At 42.7% G+C, this 23298-nt stretch carries 22 protein-coding genes; 5 read left to right on the forward strand and 17 right to left on the reverse strand.

Going from position 1 to position 23298, the window contains the following annotated elements; genetic code table 11:
* Window positions 1-22 precede the first annotated feature (22 nt).
* The 6 genes from FEK29_RS06345 to FEK29_RS06370 all read right to left on the reverse strand — a co-directional run bounded on the left by FEK29_RS06345 (window position 23) and on the right by FEK29_RS06370 (window position 9163).
* The gene (locus FEK29_RS06345) at window positions 23-1933 is read right to left on the reverse strand and encodes an OmpA family protein (RefSeq protein ID WP_138257583.1); all 1911 of its coding nucleotides are present in this window, start codon (window positions 1931-1933) and stop codon (window positions 23-25) included.
* A gap of 10 nt (window positions 1934-1943) precedes the next feature.
* Window positions 1944-2891: a PorP/SprF family type IX secretion system membrane protein gene (locus tag FEK29_RS06350; RefSeq protein ID WP_138257584.1), complete on the reverse strand. Its 948-nt coding sequence runs from the start codon at window positions 2889-2891 to the stop codon at window positions 1944-1946.
* 2 nt (window positions 2892-2893) lie between these two features.
* Window positions 2894-5872 (reverse strand): T9SS type B sorting domain-containing protein, encoded by a 2979-nt coding sequence (locus FEK29_RS06355; protein WP_138257585.1) that lies wholly within the window; start codon window positions 5870-5872, stop codon window positions 2894-2896.
* A 209-nt stretch (window positions 5873-6081) separates the two neighbouring features.
* Window positions 6082-7497 (reverse strand): CCA tRNA nucleotidyltransferase, encoded by a 1416-nt coding sequence (locus FEK29_RS06360; protein WP_138257586.1) that lies wholly within the window; start codon window positions 7495-7497, stop codon window positions 6082-6084.
* 16 nt (window positions 7498-7513) lie between these two features.
* Window positions 7514-8077 (reverse strand): L-threonylcarbamoyladenylate synthase, encoded by a 564-nt coding sequence (locus FEK29_RS06365; RefSeq protein WP_138257587.1) that lies wholly within the window; start codon window positions 8075-8077, stop codon window positions 7514-7516.
* Window positions 8078-8080: 3 nt separating this feature from the next.
* Window positions 8081-9163 carry a glycosyltransferase family protein gene (locus FEK29_RS06370; RefSeq protein ID WP_138257588.1) on the reverse strand — a complete coding sequence of 361 codons (1083 nt, stop codon included), beginning with the start codon at window positions 9161-9163 and terminating at the stop codon, window positions 8081-8083.
* Between the two features lie 57 nt (window positions 9164-9220).
* On the opposite strand from FEK29_RS06370, the gene FEK29_RS06375 reads away from it, so the two are divergent.
* A complete protein-coding gene (locus tag FEK29_RS06375; protein ID WP_138257589.1) occupies window positions 9221-10051 on the forward strand; it encodes a glycosyltransferase family 2 protein in 831 nt (276 codons plus the stop codon).
* On the opposite strand, the gene FEK29_RS06380 is transcribed toward FEK29_RS06375, so the two are convergent.
* The gene (locus FEK29_RS06380; protein WP_394347769.1) at window positions 10033-10824 is read right to left on the reverse strand and encodes a glycosyltransferase family 2 protein; all 792 of its coding nucleotides are present in this window, start codon (window positions 10822-10824) and stop codon (window positions 10033-10035) included. The genes FEK29_RS06375 and FEK29_RS06380 overlap by 19 nt on opposite strands.
* Window positions 10825-11109: 285 nt before the next feature.
* Window positions 11110-11925, reverse strand: a complete 816-nt coding sequence (locus FEK29_RS06385; protein ID WP_138257591.1) for a 2,3,4,5-tetrahydropyridine-2,6-dicarboxylate N-succinyltransferase — start codon at window positions 11923-11925, stop codon at window positions 11110-11112.
* Window positions 11926-12025: 100 nt separating this feature from the next.
* Between FEK29_RS06385 and ruvX the strand changes: the two genes are divergently transcribed.
* The 3 genes from ruvX (at window position 12026) to FEK29_RS06400 (ending at window position 13523) form a co-directional block, all read left to right on the forward strand.
* Entirely contained in the window at window positions 12026-12436 is a 411-nt protein-coding gene (ruvX, locus tag FEK29_RS06390; protein ID WP_138257592.1) for a Holliday junction resolvase RuvX, read from the forward strand.
* Window positions 12437-13027: a peptide deformylase gene (def, locus tag FEK29_RS06395; protein ID WP_138257593.1), complete on the forward strand. Its 591-nt coding sequence runs from the start codon at window positions 12437-12439 to the stop codon at window positions 13025-13027.
* A gap of 64 nt (window positions 13028-13091) precedes the next feature.
* Window positions 13092-13523, forward strand: a complete 432-nt coding sequence (locus FEK29_RS06400; RefSeq protein WP_138257594.1) for a DUF5606 family protein — start codon at window positions 13092-13094, stop codon at window positions 13521-13523.
* 288 nt (window positions 13524-13811) lie between these two features.
* On the opposite strand, the gene FEK29_RS17915 is transcribed toward FEK29_RS06400, so the two are convergent.
* The 9 genes from FEK29_RS17915 to FEK29_RS06440 form a co-directional block, all read right to left on the reverse strand.
* The gene (locus FEK29_RS17915) at window positions 13812-13958 is read right to left on the reverse strand and encodes a hypothetical protein (RefSeq protein ID WP_161595323.1); all 147 of its coding nucleotides are present in this window, start codon (window positions 13956-13958) and stop codon (window positions 13812-13814) included.
* Window positions 13959-14509: 551 nt separating this feature from the next.
* Window positions 14510-16126, reverse strand: coding sequence for a family 20 glycosylhydrolase (locus FEK29_RS06405; protein WP_138257595.1), 1617 nt, complete (start codon window positions 16124-16126; stop codon window positions 14510-14512).
* Window positions 16127-16135: 9 nt separating this feature from the next.
* Window positions 16136-16816 carry a GDSL-type esterase/lipase family protein gene (locus FEK29_RS06410; RefSeq protein WP_240042681.1) on the reverse strand — a complete coding sequence of 227 codons (681 nt, stop codon included), beginning with the start codon at window positions 16814-16816 and terminating at the stop codon, window positions 16136-16138.
* A gap of 29 nt (window positions 16817-16845) precedes the next feature.
* Window positions 16846-17727, reverse strand: coding sequence for an alpha/beta hydrolase (locus FEK29_RS06415; RefSeq protein ID WP_138257596.1), 882 nt, complete (start codon window positions 17725-17727; stop codon window positions 16846-16848).
* Window positions 17728-17737: 10 nt separating this feature from the next.
* Window positions 17738-18460, reverse strand: a complete 723-nt coding sequence (locus tag FEK29_RS06420; protein WP_138257597.1) for an MIP/aquaporin family protein — start codon at window positions 18458-18460, stop codon at window positions 17738-17740.
* Window positions 18461-18508: 48 nt separating this feature from the next.
* A complete protein-coding gene (locus FEK29_RS06425) occupies window positions 18509-18967 on the reverse strand; it encodes a DUF1569 domain-containing protein (RefSeq protein ID WP_138257598.1) in 459 nt (152 codons plus the stop codon).
* Between the two features lie 11 nt (window positions 18968-18978).
* Window positions 18979-19863, reverse strand: a complete 885-nt coding sequence (locus tag FEK29_RS06430) for an SMP-30/gluconolactonase/LRE family protein (protein ID WP_138257599.1) — start codon at window positions 19861-19863, stop codon at window positions 18979-18981.
* A 35-nt stretch (window positions 19864-19898) separates the two neighbouring features.
* Window positions 19899-21551, reverse strand: a complete 1653-nt coding sequence (locus FEK29_RS06435) for an N-acyl-D-amino-acid deacylase family protein (protein WP_138257600.1) — start codon at window positions 21549-21551, stop codon at window positions 19899-19901.
* On the reverse strand, window positions 21552-22382 hold the full coding sequence (locus FEK29_RS06440) for a sugar phosphate isomerase/epimerase family protein (protein ID WP_138257601.1): 831 nt from the start codon (window positions 22380-22382) through the stop codon (window positions 21552-21554).
* A 116-nt stretch (window positions 22383-22498) separates the two neighbouring features.
* Between FEK29_RS06440 and mazG the strand changes: the two genes are divergently transcribed.
* On the forward strand, window positions 22499-23275 hold the full coding sequence (gene mazG / locus FEK29_RS06445) for a nucleoside triphosphate pyrophosphohydrolase (protein ID WP_138257602.1): 777 nt from the start codon (window positions 22499-22501) through the stop codon (window positions 23273-23275).
* Window positions 23276-23298: the final 23 nt, after the last annotated feature.

Consider the following 23298-nt stretch of genomic DNA (forward strand, 5'->3'; position numbering starts at 1 on the left):
AAATCAATTGAAAAATAGGGATTTAATCTACAATAATAAATTCGGAGCGTCTATTTAATTGGTGATCTTTATCAGAACATATAATACCGTTGGCACATCGGTTTATTAATTGTGTTTCACCATACCCTCTACCGGAAATTCTATTCTCGTCAATTCCTCTTGAGATGATATAGGAGACGGTTCTTTTTGCCCTTCTGTCCGATAACCATAGATTGTAATTGTCTTCCTCTCTACTATCGGTATGAGATCCAATTTCAACCTTTACCTCCGGTCTTTTCTGCATATAGGCAACGACCTTGTCCAAGTTTTCAAAAGCATCCTCCCGAAGATAGGAACTGTTGAGGTCAAAATAAATAGGATCTAATTTTAAGACCTTTACAAGATCGGCACCCAATACGGCTTTTTTGCTGCTTTCCTCCATCTCAACTTTGACATTCTTGATATATTTCTCATTTGGTGATGTGAAAAGCAAAAGTGATCCTTCTTCATAACCTTCCAGATTTCCGACAACTGAATATTGGTTTTCCTGACAAGGTATTTGTATCTCAAACTCACCTTCTCTATTGGCTATGGTTTCCCCAATGGTACCACCAGATGCATCATAAGCGGTCATTATTACGTTTGGAATCGCTTTTTCACTATCCTTATCGGTAGCTATCCCAGAAATAGTGACAATACAGTCTATGGTCTTCAGGTAATAAATGTCATCTCCTCCAATTCCACCGGGCCGATTGGAAGCAAAAAAACCGATGGTCCGCTCCTCGTCAAATACCATCGAGAAGTCATCATAGGGACTATTTATGGGATTACCGAGATTAGTAACATTATCATATTTTTTTAAATCGATAGAGAAGATGTCAAGACCACCTAACCCCTGATGACCATCCGATGCAAAATATAAAATGCCGGACTCGGAAATAAAGGGAAAAGACTCTCTACTCTCCGTATTTACTTTCGGGCCCAAGTTTTCTGGGGTTCCAAAAGAGCCGTCGGGATGTATGTCTACCACAAAAATGTCCGATGCGCCTAAAGAACCAGGCATGTCCGATGAGAAATATAATTTTGTACCCTCCTCGTTCATTGAAGGATGTGCTACGGAATACGAATCACTATTAAAGGGCAGTTCTTCAATATTCCCCCATAGACCCGAGTTTAATGTTGCACGGTAAATTTTTAACCTGCTTATTCCTTTTTTGTCCCTACTGAAACCACCTTTTTTGAAATTGTTTCTAGTGAAATAGACCGTTTTTCCATCTTTAGAAAAACTTGTGGACGATTCATTGGCCATTGATTTTAGTTCCTTATCAAAGGAAGTGGCGGTACTATATTTTCCATCGTTCGGTTTTGTAGCTTGATATAAGTTCAAATAGGGGGTTGAGGTTCTTTTACTTGTTTCCAAGTCCCTTGCAGTTGAAAATATGAGCTGATTTTGATAAAAGGATGGTGCAAAGTCTGATTCCTTTGAATTGATGGAACTTAAATTTTCGACCGTGAACTCGGTTGATGGTGCCATCAACTCTTTCAGATAATTATCATCTTTACTATGGTTCAATGCCCTAACATCGTTCGTATTGGCTTTTTTGAACTTGTTCATCCAAATTTCGGATTCGCGGTAATTTTTGGTCGACTTTAAAGCTTGGGCATAACGATAAAAATAGTCTGCATCTATGGAACTATCGTTCAGTTCAAAAAGTTTTGAAAACCAATACGTCGCCTCATCGTATTTGGCATTTAAATAGGCCGTATTTCCAAGGTTCTTACATATTTCCTCATCAGTTAGCCCTTGCTTGCTCAACTCTTCAAAGGTGGACATATTCACCATATATCCATAATGGTCAAAATTATCTTCGGCCGTCTTGGTTTTCTTTTGTGACGTAGCGAAAACCGGAAGCAGTAATAAAATCACCCCTATGTGATGTAAATTGAGTTTCATGCTTCGTATTTTAAAAGAATCGAGGGGTTAAATCGATTTTATCTTTTTTAATGAATTCATATCTCAAGAACACTTCAAAAGAGCCGTTGTTAAATTTGGTTCCTCCCAATTCTGATATATCACTGTCATAGGCAATTCCCAACAGGAGCTCCTTTGTCATCTGAAAACCGAATAGTCCACTTATAGCAGCATCCCAGCGGTATGCCGCACCAAGGGTGAATTTGTCGTTCATTAAAAAATTGGCAGATAGATCCGCCTGTAGCGGAGCACCTGGGGTAGCTTTCAACAAAAAGGCAGGTTTGAACTTTAACGACTCGGATAAATAAAAAACATATCCAGAAATAAGATACCAAGTCATTCTGTCCACCGAAACTAGATTGTCATTTCCTCCTGTGCTCTCAAAATGTTTGGTCTGTAAAATGTTCGGGACAGATAGACCCGTATAGAATTTGTTGTTATGAAAATAGATTCCCGCGCCAATATTAGGGGTAAACTTTCGGTACAATTCAGTATCCGTAATTGTGTTGGCACTGGCACTGTAATTTCTCAGATTATTAAAATCAACGTTTAACAAATGACCTCCTGCTTTTAGTCCGAAGGATATTTTATCGGATTCAGAGGTGTTTATAGTGTAGGAAAATGCAGCATCAACATAAGTGTTCTGGGTGGTATTGTTGCCAATTTCGTCATTTACGATTGACAATCCCAGACCAACTCGGTCAGAGGTAGGTCCATGCACGTTTAAAGTTTGTGTGTTTGGCGCTCCGTCCCTTCCTAACCATTGGGACCTATGTAATAACGCAATACTCAGAACATCTCGGGAACCTGCATAAGCTGGATTAACCGAAAGTGTGTTGTACATATATTGGGTATACTGTGCATCTTGTTGGCTAAAACCTAACTGTACCGCCATATAAAGGGTAAAATAAAAAAGGATATTTCTTTTATTACTGCTCATACCTATCTGATTACATAGAGATATCCTGTTAACAATTTCTGTTCTCCTTGTGCTTCATATTGAATGTCATAATAGTAGACACCGGATGGAAGTTCCTCGTTTTGCATAATGGTAGTTCTGCCATTAGATATACCGTTAAATGCATTGGTAATATTTTCATAACCTTGGGTTTCCCAAACTTTTACGCCCCATCGATTGTAAATTTTAACCGTGTTGTTTGGAAATCTTTCAATATTGATTATTTCAAAATTACCATTGATGTTGTCTCCAGGTTTAACCAAATCAAGTTCTACATATAGTTCACAAGTTGAACCTGTAGGGTGTGTTCCTCCGACAGAATCGCAAGGGTCCAATGGGTCGGTTCCATCAGATACTTCTTGTCCGTCCACCACCCCGTCACCATCGGTATCTGGATTACTAGGGTCCGTACCTATTCGTACTTCCTCATCATCCGGCAGGCCATCATTATCACTATCCGCAGTTAATGGTACGTTCTCAAATATGATAATAACCTCTCCAATTCCTGTGTTCCCCGCAATATCCGTTGCGGTTATGCTCAATATTGCTTCAGCATCAATAGTAGGAAAGCTCCCGTTATGCGGAACTTCGGTTGATGTATCTATCGCCCAAATACCATTGATATCCGTATTGATGACATAAATAATAGGAGTTGCGATATTGTCTATGGTAACGGTAATGGTAATAATTTCATTCGAGCTTCCGGAACCTAGTAAAATTGGGAAACTGTCCCTCGTAGTAAAACTCTCCACCAAAGGTACCCCCGTATCTATGGTATATGGATGTTGTACGGATGCAGAACCCGTATTTCCATTATTGTTTATAGTAGTGATTGTTCCTAGGATACTAGTATCAATGTCCGACACCAAATCACTTCCGGATACAGAAATATTAAAATTTCCATTGGAGTCTACTGCTCCCATATAGTTTGTGTTATTAATGGATAACGTTACAATATCTCCTTCGTTAAAATCGCCGGATACGTTACCGGTAATAGTTATGGTTTCAAGAGACTCCTGTTCATTTATAATATTGTCAGCAGTGATGGAGTCAATATCGATGATTAGCTGAACTGGAATAGTTTCGGTACAGTCTGCAATACCATTATTATTTGAATCTGTCTGATTTATTGATACAATTACGGTACTCGAATCATCGGTGGTACAGGGTAAAGTTGCAAGTACCGTGTAGGTGTGTGTCCCGTCACCGTTGTCGGTCCATGTCCCCCCGGCATCGGGCGAACCGCCTAGCTGTGCGAAGAGGTCGTCGTTGTCGAAAGTGTCCCCCTGGCAGATGTTCAGGGTACCGTCGGTCCCTGCATCCGGCCGTGCCTGTTGCGTTACGGTCACGGTACTCGAATCATCGGTGGTACAGGGTAAAGTTGCAAGTACCGTGTAGGTGTGTGTCCCGTCGCCGTTGTCGGTCCATGTCCCCCCGGCATCGGGCGAACCGCCTAGCTGTGCGAAGAGGTCGTCGTTGTCGAAAGTGTCCCCTTGGCAGATGTTCAGGGTACCGTCGGTCCCTGCATCCGGACAAGCAAATATGGTAATCGTCACAGTTGCATATTGTGTGTGTCCTTTAGAGTCCAAAATTCCGTAAACAAAGGAATCAGAACCAGAATAATCTATGTTGGGAGTATAAGTAAAATAGTCATCCACAGGATTGTTCGGTGTGCTATCATTATTCAATATAATTGTCCCGTTTGTTGGCGTGCTTATCAAAATAATGCTACCCGTATTAGGACCATTTCCACCAAAATCATCATCGGTTATTACTAAAATATCCACGGAATCATCTTCTTCAACTGTGGCCATATCGTCTTGAGGTACTGGAAAGAAACTTTCCGTAAGGTCATCCAATAAGTTTCCATCCGAATCATTGCCGTCATCGGATGTATCAAAAGTGTCATTGGGCCCATATGGACTGTCGCCCATTGCCGTAACCTGATTTATAACTCCTCCGGCATCAATTGCATTTCCATCAAAAGTATATCCGGCAGCGTAGGTGGCTATTTCATTTTCTTTTAAAGTTCCTTCCCCAGAACCCATAGTTGCAGATATAAAAGATGGGGTGCTGGTTAACGTCAACGGATTTCCATTAGCATCCGTAAAAGTATCGGTAAGTTCGATATTTATGATTTCCACATTCCCCGTGTTCTCTACTTGAATGGTGTAATTGACCTCATCGCCTATGGAAATGGGCGTGCTATAATTTTCGGTTACAGCTTTTGTTACTTCAATGGAAGGTTCGGCAATTATCAGATTGGATAGAACAAATTCTACGTTTTCGTTAAAGCTGATAAGGCTTCCGGAAACCGATACGCCCATTTCAATGGATTGAACCGGAGTATCCATACGCATTGTCCCTCCACCGGTACCTTGGTCCACACCATTTCCACACTCGCCACCATTGGAGCTGAGTAGAGCAGCCGCATCAATTTGAAATTGTGTGTTGGTGGCTTGAAAAATGGGGCCATTACTACTAATATTGGTCCAAGTTTCATTGGTTAAGGTAAAAACTCCGGTATTTGTCCCGTTCAATAGCGGAAATGGTAAAATACCATAGGTACCTACCTTATCGACATTTACAAAGGGATTGGTAAGGTAAACTGGATTTCCCGTGGTTGCATCAAAAAAATGAAACTCCAAAGTACCGGTCAATAAAGAGGCAACAGAGATTTCTAAGGATGGACTACCAAAAATATCTGGTGTAGGATCGTTATAGGTGTTGTCCGAAGTACATCCCATTGTTTCATTGCCAGATATAATTACACTCCCGGTTACCCTGCATTCTACACGTACAAGACCGTCAGAACTTAGGGATTCCCAAGTGTTTAAATTAATAGGGGTCCAAGTAGTAGTCTGTTGGGAGTAAAGACAGCAGCTTACCAATACTAATATTAGTGAAAAAAACCGCTTGCCAAGACTTCTTTTGGTCAATTGGTCTTTAATTGGTTTAGCCATTACTTTATAATCCTAATTAATCCACCTTTCCAACGTGGTTTTCGTGGAATTGTGGCACTATATTGATAGATAAAAGTAACTTGACACAAATTCATTAAAAATTTAATGTTGTAAAGACAGTAAAAGGAAAGGTAAACCTTGGTTTATCTGTTGGTAACAGATTTGAAGTTTTTAAAATTATCTACCTTGGTAGTTGGGAATATTTTTCCCTATTTAGGACATAAGCCCAGTGATATACCTTTTTTTATCATAAAATTCTTGGCTGCATCATGCTCATTTGGGATTTCACCCTCCAGGATAGCCTCCTTAATGGCTTCCTTTATTATACCAATTTCTTTTGAAGGTTTTAGGTTAAAGGTGTCCATAATCTCCTCTCCCGAAACCGGAGGTTGAAAGTTTCGAATCCTATCCCGTTCTTCTACTTCCTTGATCTTTTGGCGGACAAGTTTAAAATTGTTCTTATACCTCCGCTGTTTTTTTGGGTTTTTTGTTGTAATGTCCGCTTCGCATAAGGTCATCAAATCCTCAACGTTGTTACCGGCGTCGAAAACCAATCTTCGTACCGCGGAATCAGTCACATGTTCCTCTGCTAAAATAATGGGGCGTGAACTCATCATGACCATTTTTTGAACGAATTTCATTTTGTCGTTCAGTGGCATGCGCAATCGTTTAAAAAGTTTGTACACCATTTTGGAGCCTACAAATTCATGGCCATGGAAGGTCCAGCCAATTTTCTTATGGAAACGTTTCGTAGGTGCCTTCCCAATATCATGGAGTAGTGCAGCCCAACGCAGCCAAAGGTCATCAGTCTCCGTGGAAATATTATCCACTACTTCCAGTGTGTGCCAAAAATTATCCTTGTGCCGTTGTCCTTCTATTTCCTCTATTCCCTGCAGAGCGGTCAATTCTGGCATGATGATGTCCAATAGGCCCGTTTTATGCAATAAGGAGAATCCTTTGGACGGGGTTGGGCAGAGCATAATTTTGTGAAGCTCCTCTACAATACGTTCTTTGGAAATAATCTTGATGCGTTCTTTGTTGCGTGTAATGGCATCCAAGGATGAGGCTTCAATCCTGAATTCCAATTGGGTTGCAAATCGGATTGCCCGCATCATTCTCAAGGGATCATCGGAATAGGTGATATCTGGATCTAGTGGAGTCCGTATCAGTTTGTTTTCCAAATCCTCCAATCCATTGAAGGGGTCTAAAAGGGTGCCAAAATCCTTTTTGTTCAATGATATGGCCAAGGCATTGATGGTGAAATCCCTTCGCTTTTGATCTTCTTCCAATGTACCGTCCTCAACGACCGGTTTTCTACTATCCCTATGGTAACTTTCCTTTCTGGCACCTACGAATTCAAGCTCCAGTTCATCATGTTTGACCATGGCGGTACCAAAATTTTTAAAAACGGAAACTTGGGGCTTTTTCGGAAGTTTTGATGCCAATTGTGTAGCCAGTTCGATACCGCTTCCAACGGCGACAACATCGATGTCTTTTGGAATTTTTCTCTTTAAGAGGTAATCCCTAACAAATCCGCCAATGACATAGGTGTCCAGCTTGAGTTCGTCTGCAGTGCGACCAATAATTTCAAAAATGGGTTGGCTTATGGCCTTTTTATAGTCCATTGGATATTCTTCGGCATTATTCCCTAATCACTTTCACGCGGCCATCGATAACCATTTTAATTATGGAGGATGGACCCGCATACTGATTTTCAGGCTTCAAATTTACCACATAGTCCACACCTGTTAAAATGGCCTTGTCAATTTCTTTGAAATTTAAAGCAATTGGTTGGTATTGAAGATTTGCACTGGTGGAAACAATGGGTTTTTTGAACTTTCCAATGAGGTATTTGCAAAATTTATCGGAAGCGACCCTAATGGCGACCGAATTGTCCTGGGCAATTACATTTGAGGCGAAGCCTTTCGGTATATCATAAACAAGGGTGGTAGGTTTGGTGGCCAAGTCCATAATGTCGTATGCCAAATCCGGAACCTTTTCCACATGCCGTTCCAGCATAGCATCGCTAGCAACAAGACATACGAGGCCTTTGTCATCTAACCCTTTCAATGTAAGTACTTTTTCTACAGCGGCCGTATTGGTCGCGTCGCAACCAATCCCCCAGACGGTATCGGTAGGGTAGAGGACAAGGCCGCCATTTTGTAGTACTTTAAGGGCTTTGTTTGATTCGTTGGTGAAATCCATTCTTTAGATCGGTTCAATTAATTTCAAATACTTTTTTAATTGAAATGGGTAATTCCACTTCTTATGGGTATATAATTTCTTTGTTTCCAAGCTGTTGTTTGAAATACTGTTGAAGAGTTGCGCAAGGCTTTCAGAATCCTCGTAGAAATATGAGTTTTCGTATAAATCGGGCATTAAACTCATTTCTTGGGGTGTGATTAAAGGTTTTTTATAGGCAAATGCCAAATTATAGGCTCCTGTTATCTTGTATTTCAAATAATTCTGTTCCGTATTGGAAACCGGTGCCATAATGAAATCAGAAGTTTTTATATACTCGTGAAATATTTCATTTTCTATAAAGTGATCGAAAGTGATTAGGAAAGGGGTTAAATTCAGCTCTTGGACTTGTGAAGAGAACAGGGCAACATCCGGATTTTTTGGATTCATTTTTCCCAAAATAATAATCTTGAGGTTGGTATTCTCCAATTCCAATCTGGACAATGCTTCCAGTACTATCTTATAGTTTCTTCTTTTATAGTTGACCTCCCCAGGGATACAAATCCAAACATCATTCTTTTTATCCATTATTTTCGAACTTGGGAATTTCGGGAAATAAATGGGATAGTAAGGAAAAAGCCGAATGTTCCTATCATTAAGTACTGTAGAATCCACCAAAAAATCGTTCAGGACATAGTAGTTCTGAATCCGTTTACTAATGATTTTTTGTGAAAAACTGCCGTTCAGTTTTTTTAAATTATGGATACTCCCAAAGCATTTGATTCTTTTTGGCAACAGCCTGGTAAGTGCAATCGTTTCCTTATTACTACTGGCCGTATTGAAAATTACCACATCAAATCCATTTCTAACAATATATTGGTAGGTTGTAAACCAATTGTAAATTCTTTTTATAAAAAAAGAGGAGCTCCGTGGGTCTAGAAATCTAGTTTTGCTCGTTTCTATACCATAATGAACTATGTTTTTATGGATCTTTGGATGTATTATTAAATGAACATCGTAATTGGCGTCCTTTAGAAATCGGATTTGACTGTATAAACATTCTTCATGGTACGTGGTTAGCTCTATAAGGGCTATTTTCTTTTTGAGCATGTTTATCTTCTATTAATTTTCAAAGATACTGGAAGACTTTTATATTTTTGCCAAACTATGACCAATACACCAGAGGACCTAAAAATAAGTGTAATTGTGAGCACCTACAATGCGGAGGAGTGGCTCAAGAAGGTTCTTTGGGGTTTCAACCAGCAGACGTTCAAGAATTTTGAAGTGGTCATTGCCGACGATGGGTCCAAACCCGCGACCAAGGAGTTGTTGGACCAAATGTCGAAGGAGGTATTTTACCCAATCGTGCATGTATGGCAGGAGGACGATGGGTTTCAAAAGTCAAGAATCCTAAACAAAGCGGTCGTTGCGTGCCGGACGGATTATATTATTATGACCGATGGCGATTGTATTCCCCGGGAGGATTTTGTGCATGTGCATTACATCAATAAGGAACCTGGTTATTTTATTTCTGGTGGATATTACATGTTGCCGATGAATATTTCCAAATTGATAAGCCTTGAAGATATCGAACAGCAACGTTGTTTTGATATCCATTGGCTCAAGGAAAAGGGCATCCCCAAAACATTTAAGAACAACAAGTTAACGGCCAGCGGCCTTATTTCAAAGGTATTGAATTGGGTCACACCAACGAACGCCAGTTGGAACGGCCATAATTCATCGGGGTGGAAACAGGATATTTTGAACGTGAACGGTTTTGATGAGCGAATGCAGTACGGCGGTCAGGATAGGGAGCTGGGTGAACGCCTTTTCAATTTCGGGATCAAATCTAAGCAATTGCGATACAGTGCCGTTTGTGTGCATTTAGATCACAAAAGAGGATACAAAACTCCGGAATCCATTGAAAAAAACCAGGGGATTAGAAAAAAGACAAAAAAGGAAAAGAGGGTTTGGACCTTTTACGGCATTACCAAATAGTAGGCCAACTCGTTTTTTTGTTCCAGACGCTTTAGTTCCCTGAATCTTTCCAAGACGCCAAGTGCGTTCAAATAGCAGATTACATAACCTTTTTTGCCGTCCAAAAACCCAAGTCTTAGAACATAATGGTTAAAGAACTTCCAACCAGTTTTTAGGTACATCGCGGCATAATTGAATTTTCGTTCGCGGTAGAAACATTCAATTGCCTTTAATCTACCATAATTTAACATTTTGGACTTGTAGTCCTCGTAGTTTTTATAGCAATAATGGGTAAGTTTTTCATTTAGAATACCAGAAGTACCTTCCACATCCAACGTCTCATGGACGATTCTCCTATCCGAAAATTTAGCTTTGCTTTTTCTAAAGAGTCGGTAATTCTTGTCAGTTTGCCATCCGCTGAACCTTAATTTCTCGTTTTGGAACATGAACTGTCTGAAGAACCAATACGCCACGATTTCAGTTTGTTTGGAAACCGTTTCCAAAATTTCATTTTTCAAGGGTGTAGGCACAATTTCATCGGCATCCAAAAATAGCACCCAATCATGGGTCGCCTGCTTGAGCGCGAAGGACTTTTGGGCGGTAAAATTTTCAAATGGATTTTGAATGACTTTTACCTTGTGATGCTTTAAAAGATATTCATAGGTGCCATCCGTACTAAAGGAATCCACCACAATGATTTCGTCAACAAAGGAAACGGACTCTAAACACTTTTCAATGTATCCAATCTCATTGTAGGTGATTATCAGGGCCGTAATTTTTTCTCTATTACACATCATATTTTTCGAATAAGTAGGGTCGATAGCATTGGGCTAACAAAGGTATAACAAAAAAAAAAGGCAAAAATTGTAATCCTTGGTAGATTTCTTACAAATTGCTTTAAAGACCCATGTTTTTAAGGAGATGTTAAAACCCGTTTAGGGTTGCGTTTCGAAGTTTATTTAAATGGATTTCACTTAAAACATCACTTAAATTTCAATGCCCCTTAAAAATATTAGGCCGATATTTTCAATAGTATAAAAATCGAAAACATCGGCCCTTGAAATTTTTTACAGATTTCTTTATACGGCTACATCATACTCTCTAAGCGCTTCGTTCAAGGAAGTTTTTTTGTTGGTACTTTCCTTACGTTTGCCAATGATTAAAGCGCAAGGCACCTGATATTCGCCCGCCGCGAATTTTTTGGTATAGCTACCTGGAATTACAACCGACCGGGGCGGCACAAATCCTTTGTTCTCGACAGGCTCGTCTCCCGTAACATCGATTATCTTTGTGGAGGCCGTAAGCACCACATTAGCACCCAAAACGGCTTCTTTACCTACTCGAACGCCTTCAACTACGATACATCGAGATCCAATAAAAGCATTGTCCTCTATAATGACCGGGGATGCCTGCAAGGGTTCCAAAACTCCTCCAATTCCTACGCCTCCACTTAGGTGAACGTTCTTTCCTATTTGAGCACAGCTACCTACCGTCGCCCAGGTATCAACCATGGTTCCTTCATCCACGTATGCGCCAATATTTACATAACTGGGCATTAGGATAGTCCCTGGGGAAATGTAGGCACCATGTCTAGCCACGGCATTGGGCACAACCCTGATACCTTTTTCCTTATAGCCTTTTTTCAAAGGCATTTTATCATGATATTCAAAAATACCCGCTTCTAAAGTCTCCATTTTTTGGATAGGGAAATAAAGTACCACAGCCTTTTTTACCCACTCATTGATTTGCCAATCGTCCCCGTTAGGTTCTGCGCAACGTAATTTTCCCGCATCAATAAGGTCAATGACCTCTCTAATGGCGTTTTGGGTATCCGTTTCTTTTAAAAGGTCCCTGTTTTCCCATGCTTTTTCTATGGTATCCCGTAATTCTGTCATCTGTATTAAAATTTTGTCAAATATAAGCGGAAGCCTAGGAATTCCCTATCGGTCTATCTTCATATAACAAATTATCCTTTATTTTTGCCAAAAATTTAAAGTGGGAAGAATTCTTGCGTTGGACTATGGTCAAAAGAGAACGGGCATTGCGGTAACGGACGAGTTTCGCATCATTGCATCGGGACTGACAACGATACCTACGGATGAAATCATTCCATTTTTGACCCACTATTTTAAGGAGGAGTCGGTCGATGTACTTGTCGTTGGGGAACCCAAACAAATGAACAACCAGCCATCGGAATCCGAAGTATTTATAAAACCGTTTTTGACAAAACTGTCCGAAGCCTTTCCCGATATAAAAATCGAACGTCAGGATGAGCGGTTTACCTCTAAAATGGCATTCCAGAGTATGTTGGATAGTGGGTTGAAAAAAAAGCAGCGAAGGAACAAGCAACTGATCGATGAAATTAGTGCAACGCTCATTTTACAGGATTATTTAAAGAGAATCTAAATGATATTACCAATTGTAGCCTATGGCGACCCGGTCTTGAGAAAGGTAGGGGAAGATATTGATAAGGACTACCCAAAACTATCCGAACTTATTTCCAATATGTGGGAAACCATGTACAATGCCAGTGGCGTTGGGTTGGCCGCACCCCAGATAGGATTGCCCATTCGATTGTTCGTGGTGGATACTACACCTTTTTCGGACGATGAAGACCTTTTGCCCGAAGAGCAAAAGCAGCTGAACGGTTTCAAAAAGGTATTTATAAACGCCCAAATTGAGGAAGAGACAGGTGCCGATTGGCCTTTTAACGAAGGCTGTCTAAGTATTCCAGATGTTCGCGAAGACGTCAATAGGAAGGAGCAGATACGGATTACCTATTTAGATGAAAATTTCGAGGAATACCAGGAAACCTACGACGGACTATTGGCCAGGGTCATTCAGCACGAATATGACCACATTGAAGGGATTCTGTTTACGGATAAACTTTCCTCCTTAAAAAAGCGATTGCTAAAGGGAAGGCTGGCCAATATATCCAAAGGGAAGATAAGCGTGGATTACAGGATGCGCTTTCCCAATGTAAAAAAAGGAAGGTAAAGGGATTTAATTCATAAGAAAAGTGGCATCTTTGCCCACTCAAAAAAAATAAAAAATAGTGCCTATGGGTTTGGAGAAAATTTTGTCGGTTGCCGGTAAACCTGGATTGTATAAATTGATAACACAGACACGGACGGGTTTTGTGGCGGAGTCTCTATTGGACGGTAAGAAGATCAGTGTAGGTTTGCGAAGCAACGTCAGTGTACTTTCTGAAATAGCCATATATACTTTGGACGAGGAATTACCATTGCGGGATGTTTTCTTAAAGATTCAGGAGAAGGAAAATGGTGAAAAAACATCGGTAAGCCACAAGGACGAAAAGATAAAATTGGAGGAGTACTTTTTTGAGATATTGCCCAATTACGATGAGGATAGGGTGTATACCAGCGATATCAAGAAAATCATTCAGTGGTACAATCTTTTGGTAGAAAATGATTTGGCCGATTTCTCTAAGGAAGAAACTAAGGACACTGAGAAAAAAGAGAAAAAAGAGTAGATTGTTAGAGATCTAATTTTATAAAAGGCCCTCATTCAGGGTCTTTTTTTATGGGAATACGAAATCGAAGAATGCTTTAGAATCTTCATAGAATTTTGGTCGTGGGGCGAAAAAAGCTCTCCTCCCCGGGTAGGGAAGGGTGTTCCGCGACAGCGGAACGGGGATGGTGAGGCAGTAAACAGATTCTTCCTCCTCGCTACGCTCGTCATCAGAATGACAACGGACACCCATTTGTCTTATTGAGCAAAGCGAAGTATCCATTGTAGTAAAGATTGCCCAAAGGGATACCTAGCAGCGGAACGGGGAGGGCCGGGGTTTTCTTTCCGATACTTTTTCCATCGCCGAAAAAGTATCCAAAAAGGCTAGGCTGATTTTAGGATACTTGAAATCCAAGAAGTCCTTGGCCCGCAGCGCCCAGGCCGTTTCCGATTGCATCGGAATACTATTTGGGCGATTTCCTTTTGGCCAATTCCAAGGCCTTCCGGATTTACTATGCATCCCAAAATAGGCCGGTTTACTCCTTAAAATGCATTTAAGTTAACTGCTACAATTAAAACCCAAAAAAGCTCCCCTCCCGGGGTAGGGAAGGGTGTTCCGCGATAGCGGAACGGGGAGGGTCGGGTTTATGGCAGTTGTTGCCACCTTCATTTTCTTTGGTTCTTCAAAGAAAACGAAGCAAAAGAAAGAAGACTTTCCAGTAGGAATTTTTACTTCGTAAAACCCATCTCGAAACTCGGCCGTTCCGCTTCACGGAACAGGTTCCATCCCGAGCTTTCTCGATGTATTCTTTTGGAAAGGGAACCACACATTCATCTTTAGGTTGTTAATTCGCCATTTGTAGAGTTGGGTGCGATTATCTCAATTGCCTAAAAAAAAGCTCCCCTCCCTGGTCAGGGAGGGGAGTTACGCGATAGCGGAACGGGGAGGGTTGGGATTTCCATACGCTCAGATTCCTACTCCCTTTTTCCAATTAAATCAAAAAATCCTTAATCCTTTTCTATCGTTTCGTACGTGTATTTGCTTTTCTTCCAATCAATCAGTTTGGAAGGGTAGTAATTCACATTGTTCCGCTCTAAGAATGGTGCCTGGTCTGCCAATCGGACTTTGTAATCTTCCCAATCCCTGTTTTCAGGTACCGTCCACGCAAGTTCTGAATATCCAATCATACGTGGAAACGCCAAATACTCCAATTCGCTGATATTGGTAATGGTTTCAGACCATAGGGGAGCTTCGGTTCCTAAAATATTTTCCTTTGGAATTCCGTAATCCTCCGGAGACCATTGGTAGGCCGAATCCACCGGAATGTAGGCCGCCCAATGAAGACCTAGGTCGGTCAGTGTATCGTATTTCATATCCAGATAGGCCTTGTTCGCAGGTGAGACGATGACTTTCATATTTTTTGCCACCGCTTTCTTTGCATTTTCTTCACTGGCCCACCATTGTGCAATGGCGTTGGAGTCAATATCTGCATTGGCAACTTCGTCCCAACCGATCATGCGCTTGCCGTGTTTTTGCACAATTTTCTCCACCTTGTTCACAAAATGGATATAGTCGTTCTTTTTGGTAACATGGCTTTCATCCCCGCCCATATGGAAATAGGGGCCAGGGGTCATTTCGGAGATTTCCCGAACCACATCGTCAATAAAGGCATAGACCGTATCCTTGCGGGTATCAAAGGTGCTAAACCCTACCTGCATGCCCGTGTATAGTTTTGGCGTTTTTCCATTGCCGTTCAAGATGGGATAAGCCACGGAGGCCGAGTTGGTATGACCGGGCATGTCCACTTCGGGTATAATCGTCATATAGCGTTCCTGTGCATAACGCACGATTTCCTTATAATCCTCTTGGGTGTAAAATCCGCCGGGACCACCGCCCACTTCCGTGCTGCCACCGATCTCCGTCAGTTTTGGCCAGGACTTGATTTCGATGCGCCAGCCCTGATCGTCCGTGAGGTGCAGGTGCAGCATGTTGATTTTGTAGTAGGCCAATAGGTCGATATATTTTTTCACGTCCTCCACACTGAAAAAATGTCGGGCTACATCCAACATGGCACCCCGATATCCAAAATTAGGATTGTCCGTGATTTTCCCCGACGGAATGGGCCAAATTTTCTGTACGGCAAGGGTATCATTGCTCACATTTGGAACCAATTGGCGGAGGGTCTGGATACCTCGAAAGGCACCTTCCGCAGTATTGGCATTGATGATGATGGAATCCTGATTGATGTACAGCTGATAGGCTTCGGGAGCGTTCAATTCAAGGCTATCCGACTGGTTGATGTAAATGATCCGTTCTACCGTGTTGGCATTTTCTCCGTTTACGGGGACGACCAAATCGATATGCTCTTTTATTTTTTCGGCCAAAAATTCGCCCACTTTGTCAAAGCCCGTGGCATTTTTGGAAGTGTAAATGGCGGTGAATTGATCCAGTGCAAAAGCCGAATTCGTTGGAATCACCTTTACGGGCTTTGGGATAAGACTTACGGTGGCCAAATCCGTTTCGGGCATTTGGATGCGTGGTTTTTCAGGTTCGTTTTGGCAGGCCAAAAAGACCATCCCAATAGACAGAAAAAAAAGACTTTTGATGAAAACAGTTTTGATCATTGCTATGGTTTAGGGGTTATTTACTAAGTGTTGCATGGTATTGTACCAAATATCGTAGCCTTTGGAGTTCATATGAAGGCCGTCCGATACAAAGATATCCTTTTTGACTTCTTTGCCGTTCAACATAGGATACCAGACATCTGCAAAGAGGAGGGATTCGTCTTTTTTAGTCAATCTTAGGAATTTTCTATTGAGGCGTTTGTATTTTCTCCGCAAGTGCCATCTGCTGATACTCGGCTTGGCCGATATCAACACAATTTTCATGTCCGGATTTTGCCTTTTGAGTTTTCCGATAATAGTTTCCGTAGTGCCGATGATCTTCCGTGGTCTTTTTTTGGCCGAAATATCATTGTCCCCTTCGTAAATAAAAACTTTGGTGGGATTGTACCGAAGCACTAGGGTATCCAAATAATAGAGCAGGTCCGACGCCTGGGAGCCACCAAAACCGGCATTTAGTACCTGATGCTCTGGAAAGGAAGCTTGTAAATTGTCCCATTTACGTATACTGGAACTCCCCGTAAAAACAATGGTTTCCTTGTTTGGGTCCCAAAGGGAATCGTTTTTTTGGGTCAATGCCTCGACTTCTTCAGCAAAGGCGGGTCTTTCTTGGGCCGATAGCCAAAATGTGGTGCCTAAAAAGAAAATTATTAGAAGGATACTACCTTTTATTAAGGGTATTTTAATTTTCAAGATTAGAATATTATTTGGGTTCAACTTTATCAATTACTTTGCTTAATATCCCCAGAGTTTATCTCCACCTCCCACCAATCATAAAACCGTTGGATCCAATCATCAGAGGGTAGGTTTTGTTGTTTCATGCCAAATCCGTGTCCGCCTTTGGAATACATGTGCAGCCCTACGGTTTTGTTTGCCTTGAGCCATGAGGAATAAAGTTCAATGCTCCCGGCGGCCAATCCCAAGGGGTCGTCCGTGGCGCAGATGACCAGCATGGGTGGCGCGTCCTGTGGCACTTCCTGAACGGGTTGGGCCGTGGTCCAGGGATATACGGGCACCAGGAAGTCGGGCCTGTTTTTTTCGTTGTAGTTGTACGCCACGCCCAGGGTGACGGCACCCCCGGCGGAAAAGCCCATAAAACCGATTTTATTTGGGTCCAGTCCATATTTTTCCGCATTTGACCGTACATGGTCAATGGCGTTGAGTCCATCCTGAACCGAAAAAGGAAGCACCGGTGCTACCCGTTGCATAATTTGCATGGGATTGGTGGCGCCTTCTTGGGTTATTTCCTGTACACCGTCCGCTCCTGTGGGAACCAAACGGTATTTCAACACAAAGGCCGTAATGCCCCTTTCGGCCAACCATTGGGCTACAAGATTGCCTTCACTTTCTATGCTTAAGGCATATAGGCCTCCCCCGGGAGCTACAATAACGCTGGTTCCATTGGGCTTTTCGGGTGCAAATACCTCCATGGTGGGGGTAGAGACGTTGGTGACCACCTGGGTCTGCCAAATATCCGAAAAGTATTCCTTCTCGCCTCCTTCCCACTGTACAGTTGGTGGGATTTGATGGGGCAAGTCAATAATTTGCTGAGCAAAAATACTGCTTGAAAAGATAAGGACTAAAACTTTGATTATATGCTTCATAACTATCTAATTAATTCAATAACAAAAATACGCCTGCTGCCATTAGGGCACCTATAACCGGGCCCAAAACCGGCACCCAAGCATAGCTCCAATCGCTCTTTCCCTTGTTTTTCAAAGGTAGGATGGCATGCATGATCCGTGGCCCCAAATCCCTAGCGGGATTGATAGCATAGCCCGTGGGACCGCCCAATCCAAAACCGATGCCCATCACCAAGAGGGCTACGGGAAGGGCATCTAGGGACCCTAGGGAAATCGGTTCGTTGGCCAAGGCACCACCAGCGATGTAGAACACCCCAAAAACGAGGGCGAAGGTGCCGATCGCTTCGGTAACCACGTTCCAACCATAGCTTCGCACGGCCGGTGCCGTGCTGAAGGTGGCCAATACGGCATCGGTATCATCGGTAAGGTCATATTGTTTTTTATAGGTGAGCCATACCAAAAAATTGCCGACCATGGCCCCAAAAATTTGGGCAATGATATAGCCGGGCACCAAGGTCCAGGAAAATTTTCCGGCAGCGGCAAGCCCAATAGTCACGGCGGGATTCAAATGGGCACCGCTGACATCAGCAGATATAAAAACCCCAATGAAGACGGCAATTCCCCAAGCCAGGGAGATGCCAATCCATCCGCTATCGGCACCTTTGGTGCCTTTTAAAACAAGATTTGCCACGACCCCGTTGCCTATAAGGATAAGCATTCCGGTACCGATGATTTCAAAAATATACGATGTCATAGTTGGTTGGTTTATACTTTTTAAAGAGATGGAATTATAATTTCGTGTTCAAACCCCAAATTGCTGTAAGTGATGCTCCAGATGCTTAGAAAATAGGGTGTTCCATTCCGTTTGGGTCAAGGTTCCAAAAGCATAGGATTCCTTCCCGTCAAAGTGGGCCGACCCTAGTTCCTGGGTCTTTCGCATGTTGGCAATGAGATTGTTCTTTTCCTTTTCAAAATCCCGTTCATCACTGATCTTAAATACGGGCGAAGTGGGGCCGTTTTTCTTGTATGGTTTTGGGCCTACAACGGTATTTTTTGCCAATAGCTTGATCAGGAATTTTTGGACGCCTTTGGGCCTGGGGTGTTTGTCCGTATAGGTGGTTTCATAGGCAACGTTACAATGCGCCAACATTTGGGAAACGTTCATCTTACCCCATTTAGGGGCGGTTTCTGGAGTAAGGTTATTGATGCGCGAAATGGTTTCCTCGCATTCCTGCTTGTCGAATAAATTTTTCCAGGTCATTTTGATTGTGTTTAATTAATGCCTTTTACTTTCATCTGTAAGATATAAACGGCGTCCATGGCCGTAATAAAGAGTATGTCCCTTTCCGGGCCTCCAAAAGTGACATTGGCGGTCCAATTTTCAGGGACCTTAATGTGTTTTATTTGTTTACCATCTTTGTTGAATACCGTTACCCCATTACCGGTTAGATATAGGTTGCCTTTATTGTCCAAGGTCATACCGTCCGACCCCATCTCACAAAATAATTCCCGATCGGAAAGGCTTCCGTCCTTATTGATTTTATATACATATGTTTTTTTATCCCCCGGATCGGCGATAAACAATTTTTTGCCATTTTTGGACCCTATGATTCCATTGGGCATCACCAAATCGTCTTCAACAATGGTCAGTTGGGTACTCCCAGGAGCTAAATAGTAAACACGTCTTTTCTCGACTTCTGGTTCCCTATCTTTCCACCAATCTCTTTTGTACAGAGGGTCCGTTATATACATTCCCCCTTTTGGGTCTACCCATACATCATTGGGTCCTCCCAAAAATTTTCCCTCAAATTTTTCTACGAGTACCGTAACATTCTTTTCCGGATCAATTTTCCATAATTGATTATTTTCATCGGCACAGGATATCAGGTTCCCTTGGTGATCAAAATAGAGTCCGTTCGAACGGCCACTGGGGTGCATCCAATCTGAAACGGTATTGGTCTCTGCGTCCCATTTTACGATGCGGTCATTGGGCTGGTCCGTGAAATATACATTTCCCTCAGCGTCCCTCGCCGGACCTTCGGTAAATTTGAATTCTTCAGATACCAAAGTAAGTGAAGCACCCGCTTCTACAATATCTTGGGCGTAAGCGCAGGAGTTCAAAAGAAGTAAAGCAAAGAGTACATTTATGGTTTTCATCGATTAGTCAATAATTATTTTGTTAGTTTTTTAGTTTACTTAGTGGCACCCGGACCTTTTACGAATCGGCCAGAAAAGGTTCCCGTATGTTCCCCGTCTTTCAATATATGTCCCCCATTGACGAAGACATGCTGCATGCCCGTGGCATATTGGTGGGGTTCCTTAAAAGTGGCGTTTGCCTTGATGGTTTTTGGGTCGAAGACGACCACATCGGCAAAATACCCGGCTTTTAAAGCCCCTCTTTTTTTCAATTTTAAATTGGTGGCCGGTAGTGTCGTCAACTTATAAATAGCCTCTTCCAAGGAAATCACTTTTTCATCGCGCACAAAATGGCCCAACAAACGGGCAAAGGAGCCATAGGCGCGGGGATGGGTACTTTGTTCCAAGAAGACCCCTTCATTGGTATAAGAACCCGCATCGGAACATATACTCATGTACGGCAGTTTCAATTTCTTTTTTACGTTTTCTTCGGACATGGAAAAATAGACGACCTGGATCCTGCTGTCGTCCTCGTAGATGAGGTCTACCAAGGTTTCGTTGGCCGATTTCTGACGTTCTTCGGCAACTTCCGCCAAGGTCTTCCCGATCAAATGCCTCAGTTCTTTATTTCTAAAACCGACCAACAGAATATTCTCGGGTGGTACGTGGAAGTCGATTTCGTCCATCATCTTTTTTCGGGTGGCCGGATTTTCCATCAGCGTAATCGTCGATTTATGTCCGCCTTCCTTGGCCCATGCCGGAAGTACCACGTTCAATCCCGTAGAACTGGCATTGTACATGTACATATCCGTCGTGATGGCCAGACCTTCGGTACGGGCGGCGTTTACCATGGTAATCGCACTGTCCAACAAATGCCAATTCGCGTTCCCCGATGCCTTAAAGTGATAAATTTCGGCTGGGAGTTTCGCTTCCCTGGAAATGGTAATCAGTTCGTCCACTGCCTCCAAAAGCCCGCCTTCCTCGTCACGAATGTGGGAAATATACATGCCGTCATACTCGGCCACTACTTTGGCCAGTTCTATTATTTCATTGGTATCGGCATGGCCACTTGGCACATAGATCAAGGAAGTGGACAATCCAACGGCTCCCTCTTCCATACCTTGCCGCAACAGATTTTTCATAGTTTCCATTTCTTCGGGCGAAGGAGGTCTTTTTTCTATGCCGATGGCATACTCCCGCAACGTTGCATTCCCAACAAAGGAAGCTACATTGGTGGATATGCCCTTTTCTTCCAAATAGTTGAGGTATTCGCCCAATGAGGTCCATGGGATATCGTATTTGATATCGCCCTGCCCATTCTTCATCTCCTGCTTCATCGCTTCACTTAAAGGCCCCATGGATGATCCCTCGCCCAATACCTCAAGGGTAACCCCTTGCCGGATATCCCCTTGTGAACGTCCGTCTTCCAACAGGGCCACATTGGCCCAGCTCAACATGTTGATGAAACCCGGCGCGACCGAAAGTCCGGTAGCGTCTATTTCCGCTTTGCCCACCGCATTTTCAAGGGAGCCTATGGCCGCAATGGTATCGGCATTGATGGCGATGTCCCCGGTAAAGGAAGTCTTGCCAGATCCGTCCAGAATCTGCCCGTTACGTATCACGATATCATAGGTTGTTTTTTCGGGATTTTCGCAGGCCGTGAAAAACGCCCATAAGAGCGTTAGACAGAGAAGGTATTGTTTTGACATTTATAGGTTGTTTAGAAAATCCATATTGTGTTGCATGCTTTCCAAAGGCGTACTGGCGTATTCCTCCTGTTCGATCAGAATATGTTTGACTCCTGAAGTTTCCCGATGATTCATCATGGCTTGGATATCCAAACCTCCTTTGCCAAATTCCGTACTTTCCTTTTTGTCCATATCCATGTCCTTTAGATGCCAAAGTGGGAACCTGCCCGGATATTTTTTGAAGTAGTCCAAGGGGTCCTTACCGGCCACTACAACCCAGCCCAAATCGAGTTCCATATGCACCAAATTTGGGTCGGTATTGTCCATAAGTACATCGTAAAGCACTTTCCCTTGGTCCGATTCAAATTCATATTCATGATTGTGGTAACCGAACTTGATGCCCATTTTTTGGCAGGCTTCACCCGCCTTGTTGAATTCCTCGGCCACCTTTTTATAATTCTCCACCGTTTGACCGTCTGACGGCATGGAGGAACAGATCAAATAGTCTTGTCCTGAGGCAGCGGCCTCTTCCATTGTTTTATCAAAATCGGAATCAAGATGTACATGGCCGCTGACCAATTTCATGCCCAGATCTTCGCAGGCCTGTTTCATACTCTTGGGCGTGAGCCCGTAATAATGCCCTTTAGTGCTCCTGGCGGATTCTATTTCCTTTATGCCGATGTTGGCAATCTGCTCCAAGGTACCCAAAGGGTCCTTGGCCATCTGGTCCCTAAAACTGTACAGTTGCACCCCGAATTTCAGATCGGTTTCCAAGGCGAAAGATACCGAGGGCAAAAGAACCGACCCTACCGAAAAAAGCGAGGAACGGACTAAAAAATTTCTTCTATGCATGTGCTCTTAGTGTTTGTGCCGATGCGTTTTATGGAAAGCATCACAATTTCCCAAGTTACTAAAATATACAACATGGCCTGTACCCTTAGATTTGTACTTTTGCAAAAAAATTTGAAATGAATACCAGGGAGGAGAAACTAAAGGCATTTGATCGTTTGCTTACCATAATGGACGAGCTCCGGGAGGAGTGTCCTTGGGACCGAAAACAGACCATGGAAAGCCTTAGGCACTTGACCATTGAGGAAACCTATGAGTTGGGCGATGCCATTTTGGACAATGATTTAAAGGAGGTACAGGGAGAATTGGGCGATTTGCTGCTTCATATCGTTTTTTACGCCAAGATTGGTTCAGAAAGTGGAAGTTTCGATATTGCCGATGTAGCTAATGGTATTTGTGAGAAGTTGATCAATAGGCATCCACACATTTATGGCGATGTAAAAGTGGAAAATGAAGAAGAGGTAAAACAGAATTGGGAAAAAATAAAGCTCAAGGAAGGAAAGAAAAGCGTTTTACAAGGAGTGCCAAAAAGTCTGCCCGCTATGGTAAAGGCGAATCGAATTCAAGACAAGGTGGCCGGTGTAGGTTTTGACTGGGAACAACCGGAGCAGGTCTTTGAAAAACTACAGGAAGAATTGGGGGAGTTGCAAGAAGAGGTTTCTACTGGAGATAAGGACAAGATAGAATCAGAGTTTGGTGATGTACTTTTCTCCATAATCAACTACGCCCGATTCCTGGGAATCAACCCTGAAAACGCCTTGGAGCGGACCAATAAAAAATTCTCAAAGCGGTTTCAGTTTTTGGAAATCGAGGCCCAAAAGCAGGGAAAGGCCTTAAAGGATATGAGTTTGGCCGAGATGGATATCTATTGGAACAAGGCCAAGGAAATGGACTGAATCCCTGCCTTTAAAATCGGTTT

Source organism: Maribacter aurantiacus (assembly GCF_005780245.1).
Classification (GTDB): Bacteria; Bacteroidota; Bacteroidia; order Flavobacteriales; family Flavobacteriaceae; genus Maribacter; species Maribacter flavus.

Coding starts and splice junctions, on each gene's coding strand:
- FEK29_RS06345 (WP_138257583.1), bottom strand. CDS start 1,933: ATGAAACTCAATTTACATCACATAGGGGTGATTTTATTACTGCTTCCG.
- FEK29_RS06350 (WP_138257584.1), bottom strand. CDS start 2,891: ATGAGCAGTAATAAAAGAAATATCCTTTTTTATTTTACCCTTTATATG.
- FEK29_RS06355 (WP_138257585.1), bottom strand. CDS start 5,872: ATGGCTAAACCAATTAAAGACCAATTGACCAAAAGAAGTCTTGGCAAG.
- FEK29_RS06360 (WP_138257586.1), bottom strand. CDS start 7,497: ATGGACTATAAAAAGGCCATAAGCCAACCCATTTTTGAAATTATTGGT.
- FEK29_RS06365 (WP_138257587.1), bottom strand. CDS start 8,077: ATGGATTTCACCAACGAATCAAACAAAGCCCTTAAAGTACTACAAAAT.
- FEK29_RS06370 (WP_138257588.1), bottom strand. CDS start 9,163: ATGCTCAAAAAGAAAATAGCCCTTATAGAGCTAACCACGTACCATGAA.
- FEK29_RS06375 (WP_138257589.1), top strand. CDS start 9,221: ATGACCAATACACCAGAGGACCTAAAAATAAGTGTAATTGTGAGCACC.
- FEK29_RS06380 (WP_394347769.1), bottom strand. CDS start 10,824: ATGTGTAATAGAGAAAAAATTACGGCCCTGATAATCACCTACAATGAG.
- FEK29_RS06385 (WP_138257591.1), bottom strand. CDS start 11,925: ATGACAGAATTACGGGATACCATAGAAAAAGCATGGGAAAACAGGGAC.
- def (WP_138257593.1), top strand. CDS start 12,437: ATGATATTACCAATTGTAGCCTATGGCGACCCGGTCTTGAGAAAGGTA.
- FEK29_RS06400 (WP_138257594.1), top strand. CDS start 13,092: ATGGGTTTGGAGAAAATTTTGTCGGTTGCCGGTAAACCTGGATTGTAT.
- FEK29_RS17915 (WP_161595323.1), bottom strand. CDS start 13,958: ATGCAATCGGAAACGGCCTGGGCGCTGCGGGCCAAGGACTTCTTGGAT.
- FEK29_RS06405 (WP_138257595.1), bottom strand. CDS start 16,126: ATGATCAAAACTGTTTTCATCAAAAGTCTTTTTTTTCTGTCTATTGGG.
- FEK29_RS06415 (WP_138257596.1), bottom strand. CDS start 17,727: ATGAAGCATATAATCAAAGTTTTAGTCCTTATCTTTTCAAGCAGTATT.
- FEK29_RS06420 (WP_138257597.1), bottom strand. CDS start 18,460: ATGACATCGTATATTTTTGAAATCATCGGTACCGGAATGCTTATCCTT.
- FEK29_RS06425 (WP_138257598.1), bottom strand. CDS start 18,967: ATGACCTGGAAAAATTTATTCGACAAGCAGGAATGCGAGGAAACCATT.
- FEK29_RS06430 (WP_138257599.1), bottom strand. CDS start 19,863: ATGAAAACCATAAATGTACTCTTTGCTTTACTTCTTTTGAACTCCTGC.
- FEK29_RS06435 (WP_138257600.1), bottom strand. CDS start 21,551: ATGTCAAAACAATACCTTCTCTGTCTAACGCTCTTATGGGCGTTTTTC.
- FEK29_RS06440 (WP_138257601.1), bottom strand. CDS start 22,382: ATGCATAGAAGAAATTTTTTAGTCCGTTCCTCGCTTTTTTCGGTAGGG.
- mazG (WP_138257602.1), top strand. CDS start 22,499: ATGAATACCAGGGAGGAGAAACTAAAGGCATTTGATCGTTTGCTTACC.